The following is a 10,334-nucleotide window of genomic DNA, read 5'->3' as shown; positions in this document are numbered from 1 at the left end:
GATCTTGCCGGGCAAGGTGAGCATGTTGGTCAGGCAGGCCAGGCCGTTCTTGCCGTTGATGTTCATGGCGTCCGAACCGCACACACCTTCCCGGCAGGAGCGGCGGAAGGAGATGGAAGGATCAATGGCTTTGAGCTTCATCAGGGCGTCAAGCAACATGCGCTCGGAGCCGTCAAGCTCGACGTCGATGTCCTGCATATAAGGTTTGGCGTCCTTATCAGGATCGTAGCGGTAGATGGAGAAAGTGCGTTTGGTCATATTCAGGTTCTCGCGAAGGTTCTACGCTTAGAAAGTGCGGACTTTTAGTGGCACGGAGTCCACGGTGAGAGGCTTCATTTGGACGGGCTTGTAGCTCAGGCGGTTGCCTTCGCTGTACCACAGGGTGTGCTTGTGCCAGTCCTGGTCGTTACGGCCATTGGGATGCTCGGGTGTGTCGCCGTAATCGTTCACGGTGTGGGCACCGCGGCTCTCGTGGCGGGCCGCTGCCGACACGATCGTGGCCTCTGCGGATTCGATCAGGTTCTCGACTTCCAGCGCTTCGATACGGGCAGTGTTAAAGACCTTGGATTTGTCTTTCAGATTGAGCGCGTTGACGCGTTCGCGCAGCGCGGCAATCTTGACCACGCCTTCGTCCATACTTTTTTGGGTACGGAACACGCCGGCGTGCAGTTGCATGCTGGCACGCAGGTCGTTGGCAACGTCTTGGGCGTATTCGCCACCAGTGGCATAGTCCAGGCGGGAGACGCGCTCCAGGGTGCGGTCAGCAGCATCTTTGGGCAATGTCTTGTGTTCCTTGCTGCCCTTGATGAAGTCGACGATGTGGTTGCCCGCAGCGCGGCCGAATACCAGCAGGTCAAGCAGTGAATTGGTGCCCAGGCGGTTAGCGCCGTGCACTGAGACGCAGGAGCATTCGCCCACAGCATACAGACCGTTGACCACCTCGTTGTGCACATCACCGTTTTGCACCACCACTTGGCCGTTGACGTTGGTGGGAATACCGCCCATTTGGTAATGGATGGTGGGCACCACGGGGATGGGCTCTTTGGTGATGTCAACGTTGGCAAAGTTCACGCCGATCTCGTAAACCGAGGGCAGGCGCTTGTGGATCGTTTCGGCACCGAGGTGGTCGAGCTTCAGCAGCACGTAATCCTTGTTGGGGCCGCAGCCACGACCTTCCTTGATTTCCTGGTCCATGCAGCGGGAGATGAAATCTCGGGGTGCCAGATCCTTCAGGGTGGGAGCATAACGCTCCATGAATCGCTCGCCGTTGCCATTGATCAAAATCGCGCCTTCGCCACGGCAGCCTTCAGTCAGCAACACGCCAGCGCCTGCTACGCCGGTGGGGTGGAACTGCCAGAATTCCATGTCTTCGAGGGGGATGCCAGCGCGTGCCGCCATGCCCAGGCCGTCGCCGGTGTTGATGAAGGCGTTGGTGCTGGCGGCAAAAATACGGCCAGCGCCACCGGTGGCCAGGAGCGTGGTTTTGGCTTCCAGAATATGGATGTCGCCGGTTTCCATTTCCAGAGCGGTCACGCCGACCACGTCACCTTCCGCGTCGCGGATCAGGTCCAGCGCCATCCACTCCACAAAGAAGCTGGTCTTGGCAGCCACGTTTTGCTGATAGAGGGTGTGCAGCATGGCGTGGCCGGTGCGGTCAGCCGCTGCGCAGGCGCGCTCGACCGCCTTTTCGCCATAGTTGGAGGTGTGGCCGCCAAAGGGGCGCTGGTAAATCGTTCCATCCGGGTTGCGGTCAAACGGCATGCCCATGTGCTCGAGGTCATAGACGACCTTGGGGGCTTCACGGCACATGAATTCGATGGCGTCTTGGTCGCCCAGCCAGTCGGAGCCCTTGACAGTGTCGTAGAAGTGGTAGTGCCAGTTGTCGTCGTTCATGTTGCCCAAAGAGGCGCCAATACCGCCTTGCGCTGCCACGGTGTGGGAGCGGGTGGGGAACACTTTGGACAAAACGGCCACATTCAGGCCGGCGCGAGCAAGTTGCAGGGATGCGCGCATGCCGGAGCCACCGGCCCCGACGATCACGACGTCGAATTTGCGTTTAGATACGGAGTAAGACATGAATATGTGCCTGTTGGAGGGGAATCAGAGACGCCACAGAACCTGGACAGCCCAGCCAGCGCAGCCGACCAGCCAAACAATCGAGAACACTTGCAGGGACAAGCGCACGGAGACGGGTTTGATGTAGTCCATCCAGATGTCGCGGATGCCGACCCACACGTGGTAAAGCATGGCGATGATCACCGCGAAGGTCAGAAACTTCATCCACTGGGTTGCAAAAATGCCGGCCCATTTGTCGTAACCAATCGGGCCTTTATTGAAGATTACTTGGGCCAGAAGGGCCACGGTGAACAAAGCCATCAGCACCGCGGTCACGCGTTGCGCAAGCCAGTCACGCAGGCCGTAGTGCGCGCCGACAACGACGCGCTTGGATCCGTAATTCACTGCCATGGGGTGCTTCCTTTGATTAATAAGCGCCGAAGAGCTTGAGTGCCAATACCAGGGTCAGCAGGCTGCCCAGTCCCAGGGTGACCAGGGCGGAGCTACGACCGAATTCTTTGCTCACAGCGTGGTTGATGTCCATCCACAGATGGCGAATGCCGGCAATAAAGTGGTGCAGGTAAGCCCAGATAAGGGCCAACGCGACCAGCTTGACAAACCAGCCAGGGATAAAGCCCAGGCCCACGGTAAATGCGCTACTGAACTTTGCAAATGAGATTTCGGAGGACACGGAGGTGTCGAACATCCAGATGATGAATGGCATCAGCAGAAACATGATGGCGCCGCTCACGCGGTGCAGGATCGACACCCAGCCGGCAGGCGGCAGGCGGTAGGTGGGGAGGTCTTTGAGCGCATTGATGTTGCGGAATTCGGGCCGCGCGCGTTTGGAGGTGGGGCTAAGTTCAGTCATGAAATGGCTTTCTGCGATGAAACGTCGGTGTCGTTTTGTAAACCGTTGACCAAAATTCTATTGCACCGCACCAATCTGACATTGGACTTGCATGGTGCGTTGCGTCAATTTAGCGCATTGCGATAGTACCGTGTATCCGTGAAGTACAAGCCACGCCGCAATTCCATCGGGATGTCGTTGTAGGTGTATGCGGTGCGCTCCACGCTCAGCAGCGGTGTATGCGCACCAACTTGCAGCAGTTCCATCTGCTCGGTGTCGGGCAGAACGGCCTTTAATTTTTCTTCGGCGCGCACCATGCGTACGCCGAATTCGGTTTCAAACAGCGCGTACATCGCGCCGTCGTAGTCGGTCAGGCGCTCTGCAGTCAGCCCCTTGAACGGGCCGCCGGGCAGCCACAGGTCTTCGAGGATGGTGGGCACACCGGAGAACGACAGCACCCGCCGCACTTGCAGCACCGCATCGCCGCTGCGCAGCGCCAGCGCGCGGGCCACCTCGGCATTGGCGCGGGTGCGTTTGCAGTCAATGATGCGCCGCTGCGCGGGACCTTCGCTGGCCGGGTCTTGGTGTTCAGATACGAGCCGTAGAAAGCGGTACTGCACCTGACGCTCAGCGTGGGTTGCCACAAAAGTGCCCTTGCCCTGGCGCCGAACAAGGAGGTTTTCCGCGGCGAGTTCGTCGATGGCCTTGCGCACCGTACCTTGGCTGACTTTGTAGCGGCCGGCCAATTCCTGTTCGCTGGGAATGGCGGCGCTGGGCTTCCATTCGCCACTCTGCAGGCTCTGCAGGATGAGTGTCTTGATCTGTTGGTAGAGTGGGCTGAAGGCAGGCGTACCCGGCAGGCCGACTGGCGAGCCCGGATCGATGGTGGCCCCGGAGGTGCTTTCGCTCGATGGGGGTGTGTTCACTGGCATGGGTACGGTGCTTTTGGTCAGCGCGGAGTCAGGCTCTTGTTGATGGCTAATCATATCTTATATAAGACATAAGACAAATTGACCGGCGCTTCATTTCGAGGGTAAACTCCAGCGCGTACTGCAGCGCAGCAGAGCCCTGTTGCGGGCGCTGCGCCACACCTGTTTTCTCAACACTTCCTGGAGTATTACCATGAGCAAGAAACCCGTCCGCGTTGCCGTCACAGGCGCAGCAGGCCAAATCGGTTACGCACTTCTGTTTCGCATCGCCTCCGGCGAAATGTTGGGCAAAGACCAGCCCGTGATCCTTCAGTTGCTCGAAATCCCCGACGAAAAAGCCCAGAACGCGCTCAAGGGCGTGATCATGGAGCTCGAAGATTGCGCGTTCCCTTTGTTGGCCGGCATCGAGGCGCATTCCGACCCCATGTCCGCCTTCAAGGACACCGATTACGCTTTGTTGGTGGGTTCCCGCCCCCGCGGCCCCGGCATGGAACGTGCCGAACTGCTGGCAATCAACGGCGCCATCTTCACCACGCAGGGCAAGGCGCTGAACGCCGTGGCTTCTCGCGATGTCCGGGTGCTGGTGGTCGGCAACCCTGCGAACACCAACGCCTACATCGCCATGAAGGCCGCGCCTGACCTGCCACCCAAGAACTTCACCGCCATGCTTCGTCTGGACCATAACCGCGCGGCCAGCCAATTGGCGGCCAAAACCGGCAAGGCCGTGGCCGACATCGAAAAATTGGCCGTGTGGGGCAACCACTCGCCCACCATGTACGCTGACTACCGTTTTGCCACGATTGCCGGCCAGTCGGTGAAAGACATGATCAACGACGAAACCTGGAACCGCGAAACCTTCCTGCCTACCGTCGGCAAGCGCGGTGCGGCCATCATCGCTGCCCGCGGTTTGTCGTCGGCCGCTTCGGCTGCGAACGCTGCCATCGACCACATGCGCGACTGGGCGCTGGGCACTAACGGTAAGTGGGTCACCATGGGCATTCCGTCCAACGGCGAATACGGCATCCCCAAGGAAGTCATGTTCGGCTACCCCGTGACCTGTGCGAATGGCGAATACAAAATCGTCGAAGGCCTGGAGGTTGACGCGTTCTCGCAAGAATGCATCAACAAGACCTTGGCCGAACTGCAAGGCGAACAAGACGGCGTGAAGCACCTGCTGTAAATCTTGGCCCACGCACCGGCAAGCACCGTGAAGCACCCCCGCGACATCCTTTTAGGTGCGCAGGGCGCTGCGGGTGTGCTGCCGGTGTGTGATCATTACAGCGGTGTAGAGACCCGCATGGTCAAGAGCCTGCAATTGCAGGCAGAGATGACCGAAGAGTTCGGCGCCTGCGTTTTCGATGTCACGCTGGACTGCGAAGACGGGGCTCCCGTCGGCGGTGAGAAAGACCATGCAAATATGGTCGCAGCCCTCGCCAATGCTGCGCAAGCAGCTCCCAATTTAGTAGCAAAAGGCCTGCGCCGTAGAGTCGGCGCTCGCCTGCACCCGGTCGATCATCCGGCCTTTTTGCAGGATGTGGAATGCGTGGTGGGCGCAGCGGCCCAGGCGCTGAGTTTCATCATGTTGCCCAAGGTGGAGTCGGCGGCCGATGTGGACGCTGCGGCGCGCGCGGTCGATGCGATGGGCATGGTCGCAGCCGCCGTGCCTTTGCATGTCTTGATTGAGTCGCCAGCCGCGGTGCACCGCGCCTTTGAGATTGCGGCCCATCCGAGGGTGCAGTCGGTGAGCTTTGGCTTGATGGACTTTGTCTCCAGCCACGGCGGCGCGATTCCAGCCGCTGCCATGGGCGTGCGCGCGGCCTCTGACACCGAAACCTTGGACCAGTTCCACCATCCCCTGGTGCTGCGCGCCAAGATGGAGATTGCCAGCGCCTGCCATGCTTTCGGCAAGGTGCCTTCGCATTGCGTGGTGACCGAGTTCAGAGACAGCGAGGCGCTGACCCGCGCAGCCCGCTACGCTTCGAGGGCGCTGGGCTACACCCGCATGTGGAGCATTCACCCCGACCAGATTCGCCCGATTTTGCGGGCCTTGGCGCCCGAGCCGCAGGCGTTGGAGCAGGCCGCGGACATCGTGTGCCGCGCAGCCGAAGCGGACTGGGCGCCGGTGTCAGTGACGGGCGTGTTGCATGACCGTGCGAGTTATCGCTTTTTCTGGCAAGTGCTGGAGCGCGCCCATGCCACCGGGATTGTGTTGCCTGCCGGCGTGGCGCAGTATTTCGCCAAATCCCATCAACAGGATGGGGCGGAGCCATGCTGAACAGCAGGTTTCGGATACTGATGGCCGTGATCTCGATGCTGGCCGTCCTAGGCGGCCCGAGCGCAGCAGGCGCCACTTCCAAGCCCGCGGACGAGGTGGGCGCCAAGCGCGCCCTGACGGCGCCCGGAAAGCCGGTGCAAAAACGGGTGGAGAAGCGGGCACAGAAGCGGGTGGAGAATCGGGCGGACAAGGGCGTTGAGAATTCCCCGGACAAGGCTGCCGACAGGGCCGAGGCCTTGACTGACGAGCAGTTGGCGCTGGTGCCCCGGGTTGCCACTGGCGTGCTGCCGTGCGAACTGTCGCACGCGGTCTCGGTGCAGGCGCATCCGCAACACGCAGGCCACTTTGTGGTCGAGTCCGGAAAGCAGCGTTTTGCGATGGTGCCGGTGGCGACCAGCAGCGGCGCCGTCCGGCTGGAAGACGCGGCCCGCGGCGCTGTCTGGCTTCAGCTGGCCAACAAGTCGATGCTTATGGACCACAAGCGCGGTCGGCGTCTGGCGGACGCGTGCATGAGCCCCGAACAGCACGCCGTCGCCCGGGCCATGGAAAAAGATCCCGACTCCCATTTGCTGGCTCCTGCCCCCGCCAACGCTCCGCAAGCGGAAATTGCTACGAAATAGATAGCTGCTCGCGCATATCTGGCGGGCGGTAATGTGTGTTTTTGTTATTTTTGAAGGAGAGAAAGTATGTTGCAAGCTTACCGAGACCATGTCGCTGAACGCGCCGCGTTGGGCATCCCCCCCCTGCCTCTGTCTGCCAAGCAGACTGGCGAGTTGATCGAGCTTCTCAAAGCGCCGCCCGCCGGCGAAGAAGCGATGCTGGTTGATCTGATCACGCACCGCGTGCCTGCCGGTGTGGACGATGCCGCCAAGGTGAAGGCGAGCTACCTTGCCGCCGTAGCCCACGGCACCGAGAAATGCGCCCTGATCTCCCGAGCCCGCGCCACCGAGCTGCTGGGCACCATGCTGGGCGGATACAACATCAGCCCCATGGTTGACCTGCTGGACGACGCTGCCGTGGCTGCCGAGGCCGCAGAAGGCCTGAAGAAGACCCTGCTGATGTTTGACCAGTTTCACGACGTGAAAGAAAAGGCCGATAAGGGCAACGCCTTTGCCAAGGCCGTGCTGCAAAGCTGGGCCGACGCCGAATGGTTCACCAGCCGCCCCGAAGTGCCCCAGAGCATCACCGTCACCATCCTGAAGGTGACCGGCGAAACCAATACCGACGACCTGTCCCCCGCACCCGACGCCTGGAGCCGCCCCGACATTCCGCTGCACGCCCTAGCCATGCTCAAAAACAAGCGCGACGGCATCACCCCCGAGGAAGACGGCAAGCGCGGCCCGGTCAAGTTCATTGAAGAGCTCCGCGCCCGTGGCAACCTGGTGGCCTATGTGGGCGACGTGGTGGGCACCGGCTCCAGCCGCAAGTCCGCAACCAATTCGGTGCTCTGGTTTACCGGCGAAGACATTCCTTACGTGCCCAACAAGCGTTTCGGCGGGGTGTGCCTGGGTACCAAGATCGCCCCCATCTTCTACAACACCATGGAAGACGCAGGCGCTCTGCCGATTGAGCTGGATGTGAACCAGATGAACATGGGTGATGTCGTCGAGCTGCGTCCTTACGACGGCAAGGCCTTCAAAGACGGCAAGGAAATCGCCTCATTTCAGGTGAAGAGCGAGGTGCTGTTTGACGAGGTTCGCGCCGGTGGCCGTATTCCCCTGATCATCGGCCGTGGCCTGACTGCCAAGGCGCGCGAGGCCTTGGGCCTGCCGACGTCCACCCTGTTCCGCCTGCCGCAGAACCCGGCCGACACCAAAAAGGGCTTCAGCCTGGCGCAAAAAATGGTCGGCCGCGCGTGCGGCTTGCCTGAAGGTCAAGGCGTTCGCCCCGGCACCTACTGCGAGCCCAAGATGACCTCCGTGGGTTCGCAAGACACCACCGGCCCGATGACCCGCGACGAGCTCAAAGACCTGGCCTGCCTGGGCTTTAGCGCCGACTTGGTCATGCAGTCCTTCTGCCACACCGCGGCCTACCCCAAGCCCGTGGACGTGAAGATGCACCACGAGCTGCCCGACTTCATCAGCACCCGTGGCGGCGTGTCGCTGCGCCCCGGCGACGGCGTGATCCACTCCTGGCTCAACCGCATGTTGCTGCCGGACACCGTGGGCACCGGTGGCGACAGTCACACCCGTTTCCCCATCGGAATCAGCTTCCCCGCAGGTTCGGGTTTGGTGGCCTTTGCCGCTGCTACCGGCGTGATGCCGCTGGATATGCCGGAGTCGGTGCTGGTGCGCTTCAAGGGCAAGATGCAGCCCGGCGTGACCCTGCGCGACCTGGTGAACGCTATTCCGCTGTACGCCATCAAGGCCGGCCTGCTGACGGTGGAGAAAAAAGGCAAGAAGAACATCTTCTCGGGCCGTATTCTGGAAATCGAAGGCCTGCCGGACCTGAAGGTGGAGCAAGCGTTTGAATTGTCGGATGCGTCTGCCGAGCGCTCCGCCGCAGGTTGTACCGTGCACCTGAACAAGGAGCCTATTGAGGAATACGTCACCAGCAACATCACCATGATGAAGTGGATGATCGCCAATGGCTATGCCGATGCGCGCACTTTGTCCCGACGTATCGCCGCGCAAGAGGCCTGGCTCAAGAACCCCGAGCTGCTCCAAGGCGACGCAGATGCCGAATACGCAGCCGTGATCGACATCGACCTGGCCGACATTCACGAACCCATCGTGGCATGCCCCAACGACCCCGACGATGTGAAGACATTGGGCGAAGTAGCCGGCGCCAAGATTGACGAGGTGTTTATCGGCTCCTGCATGACCAACATCGGCCACTTCCGCGCAGCATCCAAGCTGATGGAAGGCAAGCGCGATATCCCGGTGAAGCTGTGGATTGCGCCGCCCACCAAGATGGACGCCAAGCAACTCAGCGACGAAGGCCACTACGGTGTGCTGGGTGGCGCAGGTGCCCGCATGGAAATGCCGGGATGCAGCTTGTGCATGGGTAACCAGGCACAGGTGAAGGAGGGCGCGACCGTGTTCTCCACCTCGACCCGCAACTTCCCTAACCGTCTGGGCAAGAACAGCAATGTGTACCTCGGATCTGCCGAGTTGGCGGCCATTTGCTCCAAGCTCGGGCGCATTCCTAACCGGGAAGAGTATCTGGCCGACATGAGTGTCCTGACCGCGGCCAGCGACAAGGTCTATCAGTACCTGAACTTCGACCAGATCAGCGATTACACCGAGTCTGCTGCGACGGTGAAGTGAGGTAGTTCAACGTGACAGAAAGTCGGCAGGAGCTTCCCGCCGGCCTACTCATCAGCCCCGCAGCGTAGCTGGCGGGGTTTTTTATGGATTAGCCTGATTAGTAAAACGGCGCGCTTGCCGGCTGCGCCAAGAGTTGCCCGACTTCTAAGAAACTTGGGTACGCGCTTCTTTGGGTCGGTAGCTGCAAGCGCCTAATGCAGCTGGAATTCGAAAACGTGCTGAATGGTGTATGCCAGCGTGGCAATCAGAATCGTAGTACCCAGGCCAAGGGCAGTCACGAGGCCACACACGGTGAGGCCCGTGGTGGCTCCTTGCGCGCTGTCGGGGTAATCGGGGTTGAATTGCTGGTTCCATTTTTCGGCGCTCATGAGGCCATAAACCAGCGCATTCAGGGCACATGCGGCCAGCACAAACCCCAGCAGGGGGATGAGCAGCCAGCTCGCAGGGTCATCGATGCCGAGGGTTCGCGCCCGCATGACCCCCACGAGGCCTAACAGAGTGGGCACGGGTGAGAGCTTGGCAACCCAGTCGTAACGTCCGAGGTACAACCTGTGAAGGCCCAAAGCGCCCACGCTGAGGGTGAGCCAAACGGCCAATGTTTTGTTCTTCATATTGCGGCCTCTGAGGGTGGAGTAGTGTGTCCTTCGCCCAAGGATTTTTCCATGAGTACGATGTCTAGCCATCGGTCAAACTTCCAGCCGCAGGCCGCAATAATGCCTGCCCGCTGGTAACCGCAGCGCGCGTGGAGGCCGATGGATCCGTGGTTGGCTGAGTCCCCAATCACCGCGATGAGCTTGCGCACTCCTCGCTTCTCGGCCTGCGACAGTAATTCGGTCAGCAACCAGGTGCCAATACCGCGCCCCATCGCCTCAGGCGCCAGATAAATCGAGTTTTCCGCAGAAAAGCGGAACGCGGGACGCGGCTTGAACCAGTTGCAATAGGCAAAACCCAGAAGC

Annotated in this window: 11 protein-coding genes; 4 read left to right on the top strand and 7 right to left on the bottom strand. The window is 60.8% G+C overall.

The features are described 5' to 3' along the window. The 5 genes from Q0O05_RS09620 to Q0O05_RS09600 all read right to left on the bottom strand — a co-directional run. A partial coding sequence (locus Q0O05_RS09620; RefSeq protein WP_293662495.1) for a 2Fe-2S iron-sulfur cluster-binding protein occupies positions 1 to 258 on the bottom strand: 258 nt, incomplete at its 3' end. A 27-nt stretch (positions 259 to 285) separates the two neighbouring features. Beyond that, entirely contained in the window at positions 286 to 2,076 is a 1,791-nt protein-coding gene (gene sdhA / locus Q0O05_RS09615) for a succinate dehydrogenase flavoprotein subunit (RefSeq protein WP_293662493.1), read from the bottom strand. A gap of 24 nt (positions 2,077 to 2,100) precedes the next feature. Then, complete coding sequence (sdhD, locus tag Q0O05_RS09610; protein WP_293662491.1) at positions 2,101 to 2,466, bottom strand: succinate dehydrogenase, hydrophobic membrane anchor protein; 366 nt, start codon at positions 2,464 to 2,466, stop codon at positions 2,101 to 2,103. Between the two features lie 16 nt (positions 2,467 to 2,482). Next, positions 2,483 to 2,926: a succinate dehydrogenase, cytochrome b556 subunit gene (sdhC, locus tag Q0O05_RS09605; RefSeq protein WP_293662489.1), complete on the bottom strand. Its 444-nt coding sequence runs from the start codon at positions 2,924 to 2,926 to the stop codon at positions 2,483 to 2,485. A 104-nt stretch (positions 2,927 to 3,030) separates the two neighbouring features. Further along, positions 3,031 to 3,837: a GntR family transcriptional regulator gene (locus Q0O05_RS09600; protein ID WP_293662487.1), complete on the bottom strand. Its 807-nt coding sequence runs from the start codon at positions 3,835 to 3,837 to the stop codon at positions 3,031 to 3,033. A gap of 190 nt (positions 3,838 to 4,027) precedes the next feature. Between Q0O05_RS09600 and Q0O05_RS09595 the strand changes: the two genes are divergently transcribed. The 4 genes from Q0O05_RS09595 to acnB all read left to right on the top strand — a co-directional run bounded on the left by Q0O05_RS09595 (position 4,028) and on the right by acnB (position 9,378). Beyond that, on the top strand, positions 4,028 to 5,014 hold the full coding sequence (locus tag Q0O05_RS09595; protein ID WP_293662486.1) for a malate dehydrogenase: 987 nt from the start codon (positions 4,028 to 4,030) through the stop codon (positions 5,012 to 5,014). Between the two features lie 27 nt (positions 5,015 to 5,041). Beyond that, positions 5,042 to 6,109 carry an aldolase/citrate lyase family protein gene (locus tag Q0O05_RS09590; RefSeq protein WP_293662484.1) on the top strand — a complete coding sequence of 356 codons (1,068 nt, stop codon included), beginning with the start codon at positions 5,042 to 5,044 and terminating at the stop codon, positions 6,107 to 6,109. Between the two features lie 20 nt (positions 6,110 to 6,129). Beyond that, positions 6,130 to 6,729 carry a hypothetical protein gene (locus Q0O05_RS09585; RefSeq protein WP_293662482.1) on the top strand — a complete coding sequence of 200 codons (600 nt, stop codon included), beginning with the start codon at positions 6,130 to 6,132 and terminating at the stop codon, positions 6,727 to 6,729. Between the two features lie 66 nt (positions 6,730 to 6,795). After that, the gene (acnB, locus tag Q0O05_RS09580) at positions 6,796 to 9,378 is read left to right on the top strand and encodes a bifunctional aconitate hydratase 2/2-methylisocitrate dehydratase (RefSeq protein ID WP_293662480.1); all 2,583 of its coding nucleotides are present in this window, start codon (positions 6,796 to 6,798) and stop codon (positions 9,376 to 9,378) included. 191 nt (positions 9,379 to 9,569) lie between these two features. On the opposite strand, the gene Q0O05_RS09575 is transcribed toward acnB, so the two are convergent. After that, a complete protein-coding gene (locus tag Q0O05_RS09575; RefSeq protein WP_293662478.1) occupies positions 9,570 to 9,989 on the bottom strand; it encodes a hypothetical protein in 420 nt (139 codons plus the stop codon). Beyond that, a partial coding sequence (locus Q0O05_RS09570) for a GNAT family N-acetyltransferase (RefSeq protein ID WP_293662476.1) occupies positions 9,986 to 10,334 on the bottom strand: 349 nt, incomplete at its 5' end. The genes Q0O05_RS09570 and Q0O05_RS09575, both read right to left, overlap by 4 nt.

The organism is Rhodoferax sp. OV413, assembly GCF_945881795.1.
In the GTDB taxonomy this organism is placed as follows: domain Bacteria; phylum Pseudomonadota; class Gammaproteobacteria; order Burkholderiales; family Burkholderiaceae_C; genus Allorhodoferax.
Note: the sequence above shows the minus strand (reverse complement) of the source record. Positions and strands in the feature narration are given on the sequence as shown.

What these genes read in the sequence shown, in the direction of transcription:
- sdhD (WP_293662491.1), bottom strand. Translation starts at nt 2,466, where the DNA reads ATGGCAGTGAATTACGGATCCAAGCGCGTCGTTGTCGGCGCGCACTAC.
- sdhA (WP_293662493.1), bottom strand. Translation starts at nt 2,076, where the DNA reads ATGTCTTACTCCGTATCTAAACGCAAATTCGACGTCGTGATCGTCGGG.
- Q0O05_RS09600 (WP_293662487.1), bottom strand. Translation starts at nt 3,837, where the DNA reads ATGCCAGTGAACACACCCCCATCGAGCGAAAGCACCTCCGGGGCCACC.
- acnB (WP_293662480.1), top strand. Translation starts at nt 6,796, where the DNA reads ATGTTGCAAGCTTACCGAGACCATGTCGCTGAACGCGCCGCGTTGGGC.
- Q0O05_RS09595 (WP_293662486.1), top strand. Translation starts at nt 4,028, where the DNA reads ATGAGCAAGAAACCCGTCCGCGTTGCCGTCACAGGCGCAGCAGGCCAA.
- sdhC (WP_293662489.1), bottom strand. Translation starts at nt 2,926, where the DNA reads ATGACTGAACTTAGCCCCACCTCCAAACGCGCGCGGCCCGAATTCCGC.
- Q0O05_RS09585 (WP_293662482.1), top strand. Translation starts at nt 6,130, where the DNA reads ATGGCCGTGATCTCGATGCTGGCCGTCCTAGGCGGCCCGAGCGCAGCA.
- Q0O05_RS09575 (WP_293662478.1), bottom strand. Translation starts at nt 9,989, where the DNA reads ATGAAGAACAAAACATTGGCCGTTTGGCTCACCCTCAGCGTGGGCGCT.